This window comes from Amycolatopsis sp. WAC 01375 (assembly GCF_003947325.1).
Classification (GTDB): Bacteria; Actinomycetota; Actinomycetes; order Mycobacteriales; family Pseudonocardiaceae; genus Amycolatopsis.
This window is the reverse complement of sequence record NZ_QHHW01000056.1, coordinates 38,405-52,893: the sequence shown is the minus strand read 5'-3', so window position 1 is coordinate 52,893 and position 14,489 is coordinate 38,405. Positions and strand designations below refer to the sequence as shown.

Sequence of the window (14,489 nt, the reverse complement as noted above, 5' to 3'; positions counted from 1 at the left end):
AGTACTCTACAGATGTAGAGGAGGTCGACATGCGCAAAGCGATCGTGATCGGCGGAGGAATCGGCGGACTGAGTGCCGCCATCGGGCTGCACGGCATCGGCTGGGAGGTCACCGTCCTCGAACAGGCGCCGGAGCTCACCGCCGTCGGCGCCGGCATCTCCCTGTGGCCGAACGCCCTGCGCTCACTCGAAACACTGGGCGTCCAGCCCCGCACCCTGAGGGAACAATCGTCCGGCGGCCTCCATGACCGCGAAGGCCGCCGCATCACCCGTTGGGACGCCGAAGCGTTCCGTCGTCACCACGGCCGCCCGCTCGCCGCCATCCACCGCGCGGACCTCATCGGCGCTCTCCGCGACGCCCTCCCCGATGGCTGCGTCCACACCGGCGTCGAGGTCACGAGCCTCGACGATCTCGACGCCGACGTCATCATCGCCGCGGACGGAATCCACAGCACCGCCCGCGGACAACTCTGGCCACGGCATCCCGAACCGGTCTACAGCGGCAGCACGGCCTTCCGCGCGGTGACCACCCTCCCTCACCCCACGGAACTCAGCACGAGCTGGGACGACGGAGCCGAGATCGGCGTCATTCCGCTGCACGACGGCCGCGTCTACTGGTGGGCGAGCTACGTCGCCGAAGCGGGGATCCGTTACGAGGACCCGAAGACGTATCTGCGGAACCGCTTCGGCGGCTGGCACGAGCCCATTCCCGAACTCATCGACGCGACCACGCCGGAGACGCTGCTCCACCACGATCTCCACCTGCTCGGCACTCCCCTGCCGACCTACGTCAAAGGCCGCGTCGCGCTCCTCGGCGACGCGGCCCACGCGATGCCGCCGTTCCTCGGCCAAGGGGGCTGCCAGGCGATCGAAGACGCCGTCGTCCTCGCCGCCGCGCTGAGCACCACCGAAGACGTCGACGCCGCACTGAAGAGTTACGACGAACAGCGCCGCCCACGAACCCAAGCGGTGGTCAAATCCTCGGTGCAGGCGGGAAAAATGGGACCTCAGCTGCGCAACCCGCTCGCCGTCGCCGTCCGCAACGGCGTGTTCCGCCTGCTGCCCGGCGCGCTCACCGCCCGCATCGGCGCCGGGGTCAGCGGCTGGACGCCTCCGGTTCCCCGCCGACCAGCCCCGCCTCGTACGCGGTGATCGCGGCCTGCACGCGGTTCCGCGCGCCGAGCCGGTTGAGGATGGTGCTCACGTAGGCCTTCACCGTGCCCTCGACCACGAACAGCTTGGCCGCGATGTCCGCATTGGACAGTCCGGAACCCAGCAGCGCCAGCACTTCCTGTTCACGCGGGGTCAGCTTGCCGATCAGCGCCCGCGCCTCCTCGGCGCGGGACACCTGGTTGCCGGAGAAGCGGGCGATGACCCGCTGCGCGACCTTCGGCGAAAGGAAGGCCGCACCGCCCGCGACAGCGTGGATCCCGGACAGCAGTTCGCGCGGATCACCGGATTTCAACAGGAAACCGCTCGCGCCGAGGCCCAGCGCACGCTCGATGTAGGCGTCCTCGCCGAACGTGGTCAGCATGATCACGCCGATCTCGGGCAGCAGCCGCCGGATCTCCTCCGCCGCCTTGAGCCCGTCCATGACCGGCATCCGGATGTCGAGGAGGACGACGTCCGGCCTGGTCGCGCGCGCCTGCTCGACCGCGGCACGGCCGTCCTCGGCCTCCGCGACCACTTCGATCCCCGCGTCCGCGGCCAGGATCGCCGACACGCCGGCGCGGATCATCGCCTCGTCATCGGCCAGCACCACCCGGATCATCCGGGTTCCCCCTTTGCTCGTCTTCACTGATCATGTCCTTCGCCACGAGCTTCCCCTCGGCGAAGCACAGCCGGTAGGCCTCGTAGTTCAAGTTGAACACGGTGCGCTCGGTGCCGTAGTACTCGCATGTCGCCCCCGCGGGCACCGGGGGCTCCACCACGCGCGGCCGGGCGATCCGCTGGCCGCCGGGCAGGACGGCCGCGATCTCCGCCCGCGACTGGCCGATCCGGATCCGGTCGTAGTCGGCACCGGCGAGTACGGAGCCGTACCACTGGACGAGGAACACCACCCCGCTGATCCCGACCACCAGGCCGAACAGCCCGATCGGCACGACGATCGCCTGGATCAGGCTGCGCCGGACGTCACGGCGGGCACGTTCCAGTTCCCTGGCCGACAGGGACTGCCCGACCTCGGCGTCCATCGCCGCCTGGCTCTCGGGCGATTCCTCCGACGGTGCCGCGTCGTGCGGCAAGGTCGCGCTCACCTCGAATCCGCCTTCGTGAGGTCCTGCCCGCAGGGTCCCGCCGACCAGCCGGACCCGCTCGCGCAGGCCGATCAGCCCGCGCCTGCCCGAAGCCCGGCCCGGCAACGGCCCCGCGGGCGGCGCGGCATTGGTGACCACGACGTCCGTCCGTCCCGCCGACCGCACCACCCGGACGGTGACGGCGGCACCCGGCGCGTGTTTCACCACGTTCGTGACCGATTCCTGGACCACGCGGTAGGCGGCGCGGTCGACCATCTGCGGTTCGCCGTCGAACGGTGCGTCCACAGAGGACTCGATCAGCACGCCGGAGGCTCTTGTCCGGTCGAGCAGTTCGTCGATGCTCTCGTGCACCGGCTCGGTCGGCGCGTCGTCCTCGCGCAGGACCCCGATGATCTCGCGCAGCCGTTCGGTGGCCGTCGCGGCGCTCTGTCGCAGGTCACCGGCGGCCTGCCGCTGCTGCTCGTCGAGCCCGCCCGCGACCTCCAGCGCCGCCGCGCGCACCGCGATCAGGCTCAGCTCATGGCCCAGCGAGTCGTGCATGTCGCTGGCGATCCTCGTCCGTTCGCGCAGCCGCGCGCGGTCGGCGATGAGCCGCTGGCGGCTCTCCATCTCCTCTGCACGGCGCCAGCCGTCACGCGCCATGTCCTCGCGCTGCCGGATGTAGCGGCCCAGCAGCCACGGCGTCACCGAGGCGAAGACCAGGATGCCGAGCAACGCGCCCCACGCCGAGAAGCCGTCCTCGCTCCACAGCAGCGCCACCGGCACCGCGATCACGGAGACGACGGTGAAGACGCGCAACATCGGCTTCGCGACCGGCTGCCGGTAACCCGCGAGGTAGCTCACGGCGACGAGGAGGAACCCTTCCCAGATCGGCACCCGGCCACCGAAGCTGCCCAGCACGATGAAGCTCGCGATCATGGCGATGGCGAGCGAGACCAGCGGGTACCGGCGCGACACCGCGATCGCGGCCGTGGTCGCGGTGAGCCCGAAGAGCAGCTCCCAGTGCTTCGTACTGGATCCGGCGTCGATGGTCACCCAGCCACAAAGCCCGAGCCACAGCGCGACGTCCATGACCAGCCGCCGCCCGCGCCGCACGGGCTCCTCTCCGTCCATCACAGACCTGGACGCTACAAGCCGTGACGAGCGGACCGCCATGGACGAAAGTAAAGGTCCCCTGCTTTCCCAGCCCGATGGGGCATGATGATCCACCATGGCCGAGCGCACACTCACCGGTCAGCTAGGCGGTCCTGTCCCGGCAGGCATCGAAGCGCTGGCCGACAACGAGAAGCAGGACCTCTCCGACGCGTTGCGCGACGCGCGCCACCGTCAGGCCAAGGCCTTGGCCGAAGCGGGCGAAGAGGGCCTGAAGTACGTACCCGCGCTTCTGCGGGGCACCGTTCGTAAGGTGGTGGGCCTGTGACCACCGAAAACTTCGCCTCGCGGGCGGAGATCCTCAAACTCGCCCGCGTCCTCGGCACCACCCCCGAGCGGCTCGCTTATCTGGAGAAGGTGGACGCCGCCGAACTCCAGGCGTTCCGCGAGCAGGTCACGGACACGCTGTTCGACGCCAACCGCGCCGCCCTCGAGCGGATGGCGATGGCGAGCAAGCTCGTCCCGAGCCCGATCCTCGCGAAGATCGCCGAGAAGGTCTTCGGCCCGCTTCTGTGCGCGCGGATCGCCGGGCTGGTGGACGTCTCCCGGGGCGTCGACGTCGCGAAGCGGCTGAAGCCGCCCTTCCTGGCCGACGTCGCGGCCGAACTGGACCCGCGCCGCGCGAGCGCGATCATCGGGCGGATCCCGCTCGACACCGTGGTCGCGGTCGCCGGTGAACTCGTGCGCCGCGAGGACTGGATCACCGTCGGCCGGTTCGTCGGCCACCTGCCCGATCCGACGGTGCGCAGGGCACTCGACGTCATCGGCGACGAGGCGCTGATCCGGATCGCGTTCGTCCTCGACGACAAGAACCGGATCGATCACGTCCTCGGGCTGCTCTCCGAGGCCCGGTTCCGCGGCCTGCTGCGGGTGGCGGCCGCCGACGAGGACCTGTGGCCGCCGGTGCTCGACCTGCTCACCCACCTGAGCGAGAAGCGGGTCGAGCAGTGGTCCCATTTGCTCGGCGAACTCCCGCCCGCGCTACGCCTGCGCGTCGAGGAAACCCTCGGCCGAGCCTCTTGACCTCAGCGGGGGGGGCAAGGAATCCGGCAAAGTCGCATAGCCGCTGTTCGGTGCCGTTCTCGATGTGTCGGCGCGGGTGGTCGTGAGTGACTGGCGGGGCTGACGATGGAGGAATCGGGACGTTGAGTGTCCCGAATCCTCCATCGTCGCGGGGTCGCTCCCCCGCGGAGGAGCAAGGGACCTTTGCTATCACTTTGAGGCGAAACCACTGGTCAGAAGCTTCCCGCGCCGCCACACGGCGGCCGTCAGCGGCACCCCGGGCCGATACGCGAGGTGCGTGACCGAAGGCGCCTCGAGCACCTGAAGGTCCGCCCGCGCGCCGGGCCGGATCACCCCGACGTCGTCCCTCCGCAGAGCCCGCGCGCCGCCCGCCGTCGCCGACCAGACGGCCTCCTCGATCGTCATCCGCATCTGTAGCACCGCGGTCGTGACGCAGAACGCCATCGAGGTCGTGTACGAGCTGCCCGGGTTCGCGTTGCTCGCCAGCGCGACCGTCGCCCCCGCGTCCAGGAGCCGCCGCGCCGGCGCCAGCGGCTGCCGGGTCGACAGGTCACACGCCGGCAGAAGGGTGGCGACAGTGTCCGAAGCAGCGAGAGCCTCGACGTCCGCTTCGCTCAGGTACGTGCAGTGGTCGACACTCGCGGCCCCCAGCTCGACGGCGAGCCGCACCCCCGGCCCCTCCCCCAGCTGGTTCCCGTGCACCCGCAGCCCGAGCCCGCGTTCCCGCGCCGCCTTCAGCACCCGCGCGGACTGCGCCTCGTCGAAAGCGCCGGTCTCGCAGAACACGTCCGCCCATCGCACGAGCGGCGCCACCGCGTCGAGCATGTCACCGCACACCAGGTCCACATAGGACTCCGCGTCCGCGCCCGGCGGTACCAGATGCGCGCCGAGGAAGGTGACCTCGTCGGCCACGTCGGCGGCGATCCGCGCTGAGCGCACCTCGTCTTCGACGTTGAGCCCGTATCCGGTCTTCGTCTCCAGACACGTCGTGCCCTGCTTCGCCGCTTCGTCGACGTGACGCCGCAGGTTCGCCGCAAGCTGCTCGTCGGAAGCCGATCGCGTCGCGTCGACGGTGACCGCGATCCCTCCGGCGCTGTACGCCTTCCCGGCCATCCGTGCCTCGAACTCGGCCGTCCGATCCCCGGCGAAGACGAGGTGCGTGTGGCTGTCCACCCAGCCGGGCAGCACCGCGCGGCCGTCGACGTCGACCCGCTCGTCCGCGTCGGGCGCGTCCGCCGCCGAACCGGCCCAGGTGATCGTTTCGCCCTCGACGATGACGGCCGCGTCGCGGAGTTTGCCCAGTTCGGCGTCGTTCGTGGTGAGCTCGCCGATACCCGTGATCAGGACTGCCACAATGCCTCGATCTCCTTGGCCAAGACCGTTTCCGGCCGGTCGATCAGCTGATGCGCGCCGTCGCGGACGATCTCACGTCCGGCGACGACGACATCCCGGACATCCGCGCCGGAGGCGGCGAAGACCACCCCGGACGGCTCGATCCCCGCGGTCCGCACCGACGCGAGGCCGACCGTGACCAGGTCCGCGCCCGCCCCCACGGCCAGCTCGCCGACCTCGTCCCAGCCGATCGCGCCGTGATCCGTCGCCGCCGCGAGCAGTTCCCCGGCGGTGAATCGGCCGCGCTTCTCGCTGGCGAGCCGCTCGTTCAGTTCCAGCGCCCTGGTCTCCTCGAACGCGTCGACGACCGCGTTGCTGTCGCTGCCGAGCGACAGCCGCACACCCGCGTCCAGCAACGTCCGCGCGGGACCGATGCCGTCGCCGAGATCCCGTTCGGTCGTCGGGCAGAAGCAGGCACGACTCCGCGCCTCGCCGAGTTGCTCGATGTCGAGCGGCGTCAGATGCGTCGCGTGCACCGCGGTGAGCCGCTCGCCGAGCACGCCGCGGTCATGGAGCAGCCCCGTCGGCGTCCGGCCATAGGCCGCAAGGCACTGCTCGTTCTCGCCCCGCTGCTCGGAAAGGTGGATGTGCAGCGGCCCGGCTCCACGATCCACTTCGGACAGTTGATCTTCAGGAACGGCGCGCACGGAATGGATCGCGCCACCGACCCGGAACGTCTCGTCCTCCCGCAGCTCGCCGACTCGCCGCGCCCAGTGCGCCGCGGAACCGTCGGAGAACCGCTGCTGCACCTCGTCGGGCTCGACGCCGATGCCGCCCGCGAGGTAGCACGTGTCGAGCAACGTCAGCCGGATCCCGGCGTCCCTGGCCGCCTGCCGCAGCGCCTCGCCCATCGCGTTCGGCTCGCGGTAAGGCTTTCCGCCCGGCGCGTGGTGCAGGTAGTGAAACTCGCCGACACTCGTGTATCCGGCCAGCACCATCTCGGCGTAGACCCCACGCGCCAGCCGGTAGTACGTGTCCGGATCGAGCCGCGACGCGAGCGAGTACATCCGCTCGCGCCACGTCCAGAAGGTCCCGCGGTCATGGTGCGTCCGGCCGCGCAACGCACGGTGGAACGCGTGCGAGTGCCCGTTGGCGAAGCCGGGCAAGGTCAGTCCATTCAGGACAGTTCCTTCGCGAGGCGCGTTCGCCGTCACGGAAGCGATCTTCCCGGCGTCGACTTCGATCCGGACAGCGTCGGCGATCCCGTCCGGCAGCCAGGCACGTTCACACCAATATGTCGTCATGTCGACAGTTTCTCCAGGGCGTCCGCGAGCGCACGGGCACCGTGGTCGACATCCGCCGCCTCGGAGAACTCCTCGGGGGAATGGCTGATCCCGGTCGGATTACGCACGTAGAGCATCCCGGACGGGACGAATCCGGCGAGGACCGCGGCGTCGTGCCCGGCACCGGTCGGCAGCTCCGGCGGTCCGCCGAGCCAGGTGCCCAGGTCGCGGCGCAGCGCGTCGTCGAAGACCACGTCGTCCGAGTACGACTCTCTGGTGACCTCGACGCGACAGCCTTCCTGCCCGGCCGCCTCTTCGGCCAGCTTCGCGATCTCCGCGACCAGTTCGGGCGTGTCCGTGCCCGGCACCCGCGCGTCCAGCCACAGATCCACAGTGGACGCGATGACGTTGGTCCCGCCGGGAGTGGGTACCAATCTGCCGACGGTGGCTCTGGCGTCGGCAGTCGCCTTCGCCAGTTTCCGCACGGCGAGCACGGTCTCGGCCGCCGGGATCATCGGGTCACGACGATCACCGATCAGCGTCGCGCCGGCGTGGTTTCCCTGCCCCTGGAAGGAGAATCGCCATCGGCCGTGGGCGATCACCGTATTGCCGACGGCGACCGGCGAACCGAGGTCGATCAGCCCGCGCCCCTGCTCGACGTGCAGTTCGAGGAACCGCCCGATCAGGCCGAGTCGCTCGGCGTCCCGGCCGACACGATCGGGATCGAGGCCGGATTTCGCCGCCGCTTCGGCGAACGTGACGCCGTCCGGATCACGCAGGCCGCGCGCCTTGTCCGCGTCGATGGTGCCGGTCAGCAGCCGCGAGCCGAGGCACGGCACGCCGAAACGGCCGCCTTCCTCTTCCGCGAAGACCACGACGGCGAACGGTTTGGCGGGCCGGAATCCCTTGGCCTGCAAGATCTCCACCGCGTCGAGTGCGCTCGCGACGCCGAGCGGGCCGTCGAAGGCGCCGCCGCCGGGCACCGAATCGAGGTGGCTCCCGGTGACCACGGCGTCCGGCCCGGGTGTGCCCCACCAAGCCCAGATGTTGCCGTTGCGATCGGTCTCGACACCCAGCCCCAGCCGTCCCGCGCGCTCGACGAACCACGCGCGCAGTTCGGTTTCGGCCGCGTCGAAGGCGTGGCGGGAGTAGCCGCCGCGCTTCGGGTCGCGGCCGACGCCCGAGATCTCCTCCAGCAGCGAGGACGCGGTCACTCGGCGTCCCGCATCGGCACGCGCACGCCGCGCTCGTCGGCGACGTCGGCGGCGCGGTCGTATCCGGCGTCGACGTGCCGGATGACGCCCATGCCCGGATCGTTGGTGAGCACGCGTTCGAGTTTCTGCGCGGCCAGCAGGGTTCCGTCGGCCACGCTGACCTGGCCGGCGTGGATGGAGCGGCCCATGCCGACCCCGCCGCCGTGGTGGATCGACACCCAGGTGGCGCCCGACGAGGTGTTGACCAGCGCGTTCAGCAACGGCCAGTCGGCGATCGCGTCGGAGCCGTCGGCCATGCCCTCGGTCTCGCGGTACGGCGAGGCGACACTGCCCGAGTCGAGGTGGTCACGGCCGATGACGACCGGTGCCTTCAGCTCACCGCTGGCGACCATCTCGTTGAACCGCAGGCCGGCGAGGTGCCGCTCGCCGTAGCCGAGCCAGCAGATCCGCGACGGAAGCCCCTGGAACGCGACGCGTTCGCCCGCCAGCTTGATCCAGCGTGCGAGGGATTCGTTCTCCGGGAACAGTTCCAGCATCGCGCGGTCGGTCGCCGCGATGTCCTCGGGATCGCCCGACAGCGCCGCCCAGCGGAACGGGCCGTTGCCCTCGCAGAACAGCGGGCGGATGTAGGCGGGCACGAACCCCGGGAAGTCGAACGCGCGCTCGCAGCCGCCGAGTTTCGCCTCGCCGCGCAGGGAGTTGCCGTAGTCGAAGACCTCGGCGCCCTTGTCGAGGAAGCCGAGCATCGCCTCCACGTGCTCCGCCATCGACTCGCGGGCGCGCTCGGTGAACTCGTCGGGCTTCTTGTCCGCGTAGTCCTGCCACTCATCGACACCGATGCCCTTGGGCAGGTACGAAAGCGGGTCGTGCGCGGAAGTCTGGTCAGTGACGATGTCGACCTCGACGCCGCGGCGCAGCAGTTCGGGCAGCACCTCGGCGGCGTTGCCGACCACGCCGACGGACAGCGCGCGCTTCTCCTTCTTCGCGGCCTCTACCCGGCGGATCGCGTCGTCGAGGTCGTCGGCGACCTCGTCGAGGTAGCGAGTCTCGACGCGGCGGCGAGCACGCTGCGGGTCGCATTCGATGACGAGGGCGACGCCGTCGTTCATCGTGACGGCCAGCGGCTGCGCGCCACCCATGCCGCCGAGACCGGCGGTGACGGTGAGCGTGCCCTTGAGGCTGCCCCCGAACCGCTTCTTCGCGACGGCGGCGAAGGTTTCGTACGTGCCCTGAAGGATTCCCTGCGTGCCGATGTAGATCCAGGACCCCGCGGTCATCTGGCCGTACATGGTCAGGCCCTGCGCCTCCAGGCGGCGGAACTCGGGCCACGTCGCCCAGTCGCCGACGAGGTTGGAGTTCGCGATGAGCACGCGCGGCGCCCATTCGTGCGTGCGGAACACGCCGACCGGCTTACCGGACTGGACGAGCAGCGTCTCGTCCCGCTCCAAACCGGTCAGCTCGCGGGTGATCGCGTCGAAGCTGGCCCAGTTGCGGGCGGCCTTGCCGGTGCCGCCGTAGACGACCAGGTCCTCCGGGCGCTCGGCGACCTCGGGGTCGAGGTTGTTGTGGAACATCCGCAACGCGGCTTCGGTCTGCCAGTTCTTCGCGGTGAGCGTGGTGCCTCGGGCGGCACGGACCGTGCGGGACATGGGCTCAGACCTCCAGTTGGGCCGCGGCGAGGACGGCACCCGACGCGACGAGTTCTTCGGCGGCGGCGATCTCCGGCGCCAGATGACGGTCGGGGCCGGGGCCCTCGACCTTGGTGCGGACGAGATCCCGGACCCGGCCGGTGACCGGCGACGGGACCAGGGGCGCGCGCATGTCGAGTGCCCGCGCGGCGGTGAGCAGTTCGATGGCGAGGACGGTGTTGAGCCCCTCGACGGCCTTACGCAACTTGCGCGCGGCGGACCAGCCCATGGAGACGTGGTCCTCCTGCATGGCGCTGCTCGGGATCGAATCGACCGACGCCGGCACCGCGAGACGCTTGAGTTCGCTGACGATGGCCGCCTGCGTGTACTGGGCGATCATGTGGCCCGAATCGACGCCGGGGTCGAACGCGAGGAACGGCGGCAGGCCGTGCGAACGGGCCTTGTCGAGCATCCGGTCGGTGCGGCGCTCGGCGATGCTGGCGACGTCCGCGAGCGGGATGGCGAGGAAGTCGAGCACGTACGCGACCGGGGCGCCGTGGAAGTTGCCGTTCGACTCGACGCGGCCGTCGGACAGCACGACCGGGTTGTCGACCGCGGAGTGAAGCTCACGCTCAGCGACGAGTTCGGCGTGCGTGAGGCTGTCGCGTGCGCCGCCGTGCACCTGCGGCGCGCAGCGGAGGGAGTACGCGTCCTGGACGCGGTTGCAGTCCGGACCGCGGTGGCTCTCGACGATCTTCGAGTCCTGAAGCGCCGTCCACATGCGCTGGGCGCTCCGTGCCTGCCCGGGATGCGGGCGCAGCGCCTGGAGATCGGCGGCGAAGGCACGATCGGTACCGAGGAGCGCCTCGACGCTCATCGCCGCGGTGATGTCGGCGGTGTCGAGAAGCTTGCGCAGATCGGCCGCGGCGAGCAAGAGCATGCCGAGCATGCCGTCGGTCCCGTTCGTGAGGGCGAGGCCCTCCTTCTCCGCGAGAACGACCGGCTCGATGCCGGCGTGCTTCAGCGCGACACCCGCCTGGACGACTTCGCCGTTGTACTCGACTTCACCCTCTCCCATCAGCGCGAGTGCGACGGCGGCGAGAGGCGCGAGGTCGCCGGAGCAGCCGAGAGAGCCGTACTCGTGGACGAGCGGGGTGATCCCGGCGTTGAGCAGGGCCGCAAGCGCTTGCGCGGTCTGCGGCCGGATACCGGTGTACCCACTGGCGAGCGTGCGGAGACGCAGCAGCATCAGCGCGCGCACGACCTCGGTCTCCACGACCGGGCCCGCGCCCGCCGCATGCGATCGGATCAGCGACCGCTGCAGGGCAGTGCGGCTTTCGAGCGGAATGTGCCTGGTCGCGAGCGCCCCGAAGCCCGTCGAAACGCCGTAAGTCGGCGTCTCGGCGTGGGCGAGGTCGTCGATGTGCTGACGTGTCGCGGCGAGGTTCTTCTCGGCCGCTTCGCTGACCGCGACGGGCGAGTGGTCACGGGCGACCGCGACGACCTGTTCGGGCCGAAGCGGTTCGGAGCCCAGAAGTACGGTTTCCGGCATAACCCCATTGGACAACGCCATGCCCGCTGGTGGGCGGCCCCAACCGGTGGTTGTGTCTGGTATCCAAGACACGCACGGTGATAGCAAAGGACCCTTGCTATCGCGGGCGACGGAGGTGTGTGGATATAGGGACGTTGAGTGTCCCTATATCCACACACCCTGTACTCCGCGTAGCGGTGCGCACTGACTGTGTGGGTTTTGGGACATCTGACGTCCCAAAACCCACACGGTCACCTGCAGAAAGAGAGCAAGGGACCTTTGCTACCGCTTACCTCAACGCTGAGAGAAGCGGTAGCAAAGGTCCCTTGCTACCGCGCCGAGCGAAACAGGAGGTCAGCATGGGTGAGAGCAGCGAAGTACCGGCTCTGCGACGCGGCCTCGGAATTCTTCGGGCCCTGGCCGCCCGGCCGGGTCCGGTGTCGGCGGCCGCGATCGCGCGCGAACTCGGCCTCCCGCGTTCGACGACGTATCACCTGCTCGCCGAACTGGAAGCCGCCGGTTTCGTGGCGCACTTGCCCGCCGAGCGCCGGTACGGCCTCGGCATCGCCGCGTTCGAGCTCGGCTCGGCCTACCTGCGGCACGATCCGCTGGAACGGCTCGCGGTCCCGCTGCTGCGCAAACTCGCCGATCGGGTCGGTCACACCGCGCACCTCGGCGTGCTACACGGCAACGAGTCGCTCTACCTGGTCAAAGAACGCCCTACGCGCCCGGAAACCCTGGTCACCGAGGTCGGTGTCCGGCTGCCCGGGCAGCTCACGGCGTCAGGCAGGGCGATACTGCGGCACCTGCCCTCGCCGCACGTACGCGCGCTCTTCCCTGCCGCGTCGGCGTTCGTGCTGCGCACCGGTCGCGGCCCGCGCACCCTCGCCGAACTACGCCGCACGCTGAACGCGGAAGGAAGGCTCGGCTGGGCGGTCGAAGACGGTCACGTCACCGAAGGGTTCGCCTCGGTGGCTTGCCCGGTCTTCGACCACGGCGGCCGGCCGTTGGCCGCGATCAGCGTGACCCTCCGCCACCTCTGCCCGGGGGGCGAGGGATGCGAGGAAACTTGGCCCGACCTCGCCGAAGAGGTCCGCCTGACCGCGGCCGAACTGACTACCCGGATCGGGGGTCAGGTGCGCTGAGCGTGCTTCTTCTGTACTCCCTCGAGCCCGAGCATCGCCAGTAGTTCGGCGCAGTCGAGTGCGTCCGAAGAGTGCCCGGCGACGGTCCTTGCGGCCCTGCCGTTCTGCACGGTGAGGCGGATTTCTTCTTCAGCCCGCACACCTGCCATGCGGCTCTGGTCTTCTGCGGGATCGGGACGACTGGAATGCCTAGCCCAGGTCATCTGCCACCTTCTTCCGGCCCTCCGGCGACACGGGGTCGGTTCGAAAGAGGGCCATGGTCGGACACTCAGCATGACATCCCACCCCGCGGCAGTTCCCGGCGCGGGTGAATTGAGACAAAAATGATCTAGTTTCCACTACTCTCCGTGATTCAACAGGACTCGAGCCGGCATTGAACGGCTCCCCCCGTGTCCGGCACCAGATGCCCCCCCCCCGACGATCTCGCGGCGCGCGCCGGTCCCGTCCGCGATCGCGTCGGCAACGATCTAGTACTCCTGCCGGTGATCACGAGCATCGGGAAATCCGCGGAGGTCAGCACTTCTAGTGACAGCTCGACGTCTCCCGGCGGCCGCATCCCGACCGACGCCCAGCGCCACGTCGCAGCGTTTTCGGCACCGGATCCGCAATAGGCAACGGCACACCGGCGAGAGGGAAGAAGACCTCGCGAGGATCTTCCAGCGAGCCGTCGAGGAGCTGCCTCAGTTCGGCGTCCCACGCATCGACGACCTCATCACCACGAACGACCCCGGCCGCGGGCGGCTCGACCACGGTGAGCGTCCGGACCATCTCCGGCCGCCGCACGGCGGCGAGCAGCGCGACGATCGCGCCGTAGGACAGCCCGACCAGATGCGCGGGCTCGTCGAGCACCTGCTCCGCGATCAGTGCGGCATCGGCCTCGAAATCCCGCACTCCTTACGGCGATTTCCCGCAACCGGGCCGGTCCGGCGCGAGCAACGTCCACCGCTCGGTCAACGGACGCTGAGTCCGCCACGCTTCCCTGCCGCCGAGCAGCACACCGTGCACGAGAACGACGCGGTCCGGATCCCACTGATGCACATGAAGCCGCATGGTCCTGGGCCTATTCGCCGAAACGGGATCGGCCTATGTCCGTGAGCGCATGATGTTCCGCCTCAGTGCCCCGGCGAGGTGAATCCGGGAAGTCTTTCTTGGGCCATTTTGACCTTTCCATTCGCCGTAGTGGATGAGCCGCCCCCTCTCCCGGAGGCCGCCTTCAGGGATGCATCTTCGCTGGCCACGACCTCGACACTACACCAAATCGAACAGGAGTGCGAACCCGAACGGCCCATCGAGAAGAAGATCCGAAATGCACGTGCTGAGAAAGCAGCGAAGCGCGCCTAAGGCGCGAAGGACCGTAAGTCGCTTTAAGCGTCTTCGCAATAGGCGGCATCTCGACACCCATTGCGGAGTCATGCCAAGGTGAGCCACAAGGGAACCGCGGCGCCCCATACATGAAGAAGCGGCCCTACCCCGAGGGGCAGAGCCGCTTCCGTCGACCAGTGGAGGTGCCGGGAATTGAACCCGGGTCCTCTGGCGTATCACCAGGGCTTCTCCGTGCGCAGTCCGCTATGTCTCTACTTGGCCCCTTCAGTCACGCGAACAAGCTGAAGTGACGAGCCCAGCCACTGTTTGTTTCCCAACCACACCCCGTAGCCGAGCGCGGCGGTAAGCCTCCTAGCTGATGCCGGTGACCGGGTCGGAGGCGACCCCGGACCGACAGAGTTGCTCTACTGCTTAGGCAGCAAGAGCGAACTCGCGCTGGCTCTTAGGCTCGGCGCTTATTGGTTTGCGATGACGCTTACGGTGGTCTCTCGCCTGCACCGGCACGCTTCTCCTGATTCAACGTCCAAAGTCGAAACCGTTCACCCCCTTGTGGGATACAACCTCCCCATCATAGCTCGGACGGCAACCGGGTTATTCCCGCAGG

The 14,489-nt window shown here is 69.4% G+C and carries 14 protein-coding genes and 1 other RNA gene; 4 read left to right on the top strand and 11 right to left on the bottom strand.

Annotation, left to right across the window (positions count from 1 at the left end; genetic code table 11):
- Positions 1-29 precede the first annotated feature (29 nt).
- Positions 30-1,151 carry an FAD-dependent monooxygenase gene (locus DL991_RS38310; RefSeq protein WP_125789225.1) on the top strand — a complete coding sequence of 374 codons (1,122 nt, stop codon included), beginning with the start codon at positions 30-32 and terminating at the stop codon, positions 1,149-1,151.
- Here DL991_RS38310 and DL991_RS38305 read toward each other — a convergent pair.
- The gene (locus tag DL991_RS38305; RefSeq protein ID WP_125789224.1) at positions 1,096-1,770 is read right to left on the bottom strand and encodes a response regulator transcription factor; all 675 of its coding nucleotides are present in this window, start codon (positions 1,768-1,770) and stop codon (positions 1,096-1,098) included. The genes DL991_RS38310 and DL991_RS38305 overlap by 56 nt on opposite strands.
- Positions 1,745-3,367 carry a histidine kinase gene (locus tag DL991_RS38300; RefSeq protein ID WP_233599249.1) on the bottom strand — a complete coding sequence of 541 codons (1,623 nt, stop codon included), beginning with the start codon at positions 3,365-3,367 and terminating at the stop codon, positions 1,745-1,747. The genes DL991_RS38305 and DL991_RS38300 overlap by 26 nt, the downstream gene beginning before the upstream one ends.
- Before the next feature lie 97 nt (positions 3,368-3,464).
- Between DL991_RS38300 and DL991_RS38295 the strand changes: the two genes are divergently transcribed.
- Positions 3,465-3,674: a hypothetical protein gene (locus tag DL991_RS38295; protein WP_007034335.1), complete on the top strand. Its 210-nt coding sequence runs from the start codon at positions 3,465-3,467 to the stop codon at positions 3,672-3,674.
- Positions 3,671-4,429 carry a hypothetical protein gene (locus tag DL991_RS38290; protein WP_125789223.1) on the top strand — a complete coding sequence of 253 codons (759 nt, stop codon included), beginning with the start codon at positions 3,671-3,673 and terminating at the stop codon, positions 4,427-4,429. Before DL991_RS38295 ends, DL991_RS38290 begins: the two co-directional genes overlap by 4 nt.
- A 189-nt stretch (positions 4,430-4,618) precedes the next feature.
- Here DL991_RS38290 and hutI read toward each other — a convergent pair whose 3' ends face one another.
- From hutI to hutH, 5 genes are read right to left on the bottom strand one after another with little or no spacing between them, the layout of a single operon-like run.
- Positions 4,619-5,782: an imidazolonepropionase gene (hutI, locus tag DL991_RS38285; RefSeq protein ID WP_125789222.1), complete on the bottom strand. Its 1,164-nt coding sequence runs from the start codon at positions 5,780-5,782 to the stop codon at positions 4,619-4,621.
- On the bottom strand, positions 5,770-7,065 hold the full coding sequence (locus tag DL991_RS38280) for a formimidoylglutamate deiminase (RefSeq protein ID WP_125789221.1): 1,296 nt from the start codon (positions 7,063-7,065) through the stop codon (positions 5,770-5,772). The genes hutI and DL991_RS38280 overlap by 13 nt, the downstream gene beginning before the upstream one ends.
- Positions 7,062-8,258, bottom strand: a complete 1,197-nt coding sequence (locus DL991_RS38275) for an allantoate amidohydrolase (protein WP_125789220.1) — start codon at positions 8,256-8,258, stop codon at positions 7,062-7,064. The genes DL991_RS38280 and DL991_RS38275 overlap by 4 nt, the downstream gene beginning before the upstream one ends.
- The gene (hutU, locus tag DL991_RS38270; protein ID WP_125789219.1) at positions 8,255-9,907 is read right to left on the bottom strand and encodes a urocanate hydratase; all 1,653 of its coding nucleotides are present in this window, start codon (positions 9,905-9,907) and stop codon (positions 8,255-8,257) included. The genes DL991_RS38275 and hutU overlap by 4 nt, the downstream gene beginning before the upstream one ends.
- 4 nt (positions 9,908-9,911) lie before the next feature.
- Positions 9,912-11,438 carry a histidine ammonia-lyase gene (gene hutH / locus DL991_RS38265; protein WP_125789218.1) on the bottom strand — a complete coding sequence of 509 codons (1,527 nt, stop codon included), beginning with the start codon at positions 11,436-11,438 and terminating at the stop codon, positions 9,912-9,914.
- A gap of 338 nt (positions 11,439-11,776) precedes the next feature.
- On the opposite strand from hutH, the gene DL991_RS38260 reads away from it, so the two are divergent.
- Positions 11,777-12,562 carry an IclR family transcriptional regulator gene (locus tag DL991_RS38260; RefSeq protein WP_125789217.1) on the top strand — a complete coding sequence of 262 codons (786 nt, stop codon included), beginning with the start codon at positions 11,777-11,779 and terminating at the stop codon, positions 12,560-12,562.
- Here DL991_RS38260 and DL991_RS38255 read toward each other — a convergent pair.
- The 4 genes from DL991_RS38255 to ssrA form a co-directional block, all read right to left on the bottom strand.
- The gene (locus tag DL991_RS38255) at positions 12,550-12,765 is read right to left on the bottom strand and encodes a hypothetical protein (RefSeq protein WP_065913043.1); all 216 of its coding nucleotides are present in this window, start codon (positions 12,763-12,765) and stop codon (positions 12,550-12,552) included. The two genes, DL991_RS38260 and DL991_RS38255, sit on opposite strands and share 13 nt — an antisense overlap.
- A 319-nt stretch (positions 12,766-13,084) precedes the next feature.
- A complete protein-coding gene (locus DL991_RS38250; RefSeq protein ID WP_125789216.1) occupies positions 13,085-13,453 on the bottom strand; it encodes an alpha/beta fold hydrolase in 369 nt (122 codons plus the stop codon).
- Between the two features lie 3 nt (positions 13,454-13,456).
- A complete protein-coding gene (locus DL991_RS42530; protein ID WP_148106377.1) occupies positions 13,457-13,612 on the bottom strand; it encodes an alpha/beta fold hydrolase in 156 nt (51 codons plus the stop codon).
- Between the two features lie 447 nt (positions 13,613-14,059).
- Positions 14,060-14,432, bottom strand: a transfer-messenger RNA (tmRNA) gene (gene ssrA / locus DL991_RS38245).
- Positions 14,433-14,489 lie beyond the last annotated feature (57 nt).

Excerpts from the sequence above, each read along its gene's own strand:
- DL991_RS38300 (WP_233599249.1), bottom strand. The coding sequence starts at position 3,367 with ATGGACGGAGAGGAGCCCGTGCGGCGCGGGCGGCGGCTGGTCATGGAC.
- DL991_RS38295 (WP_007034335.1), top strand. The coding sequence starts at position 3,465 with ATGGCCGAGCGCACACTCACCGGTCAGCTAGGCGGTCCTGTCCCGGCA.
- DL991_RS38255 (WP_065913043.1), bottom strand. The coding sequence starts at position 12,765 with ATGACCTGGGCTAGGCATTCCAGTCGTCCCGATCCCGCAGAAGACCAG.
- DL991_RS42530 (WP_148106377.1), bottom strand. The coding sequence starts at position 13,612 with ATGCGGCTTCATGTGCATCAGTGGGATCCGGACCGCGTCGTTCTCGTG.
- hutH (WP_125789218.1), bottom strand. The coding sequence starts at position 11,438 with ATGCCGGAAACCGTACTTCTGGGCTCCGAACCGCTTCGGCCCGAACAG.
- hutU (WP_125789219.1), bottom strand. The coding sequence starts at position 9,907 with ATGTCCCGCACGGTCCGTGCCGCCCGAGGCACCACGCTCACCGCGAAG.
- DL991_RS38310 (WP_125789225.1), top strand. The coding sequence starts at position 30 with ATGCGCAAAGCGATCGTGATCGGCGGAGGAATCGGCGGACTGAGTGCC.
- DL991_RS38305 (WP_125789224.1), bottom strand. The coding sequence starts at position 1,770 with ATGATCCGGGTGGTGCTGGCCGATGACGAGGCGATGATCCGCGCCGGC.
- DL991_RS38280 (WP_125789221.1), bottom strand. The coding sequence starts at position 7,065 with ATGACGACATATTGGTGTGAACGTGCCTGGCTGCCGGACGGGATCGCC.
- DL991_RS38260 (WP_125789217.1), top strand. The coding sequence starts at position 11,777 with ATGGGTGAGAGCAGCGAAGTACCGGCTCTGCGACGCGGCCTCGGAATT.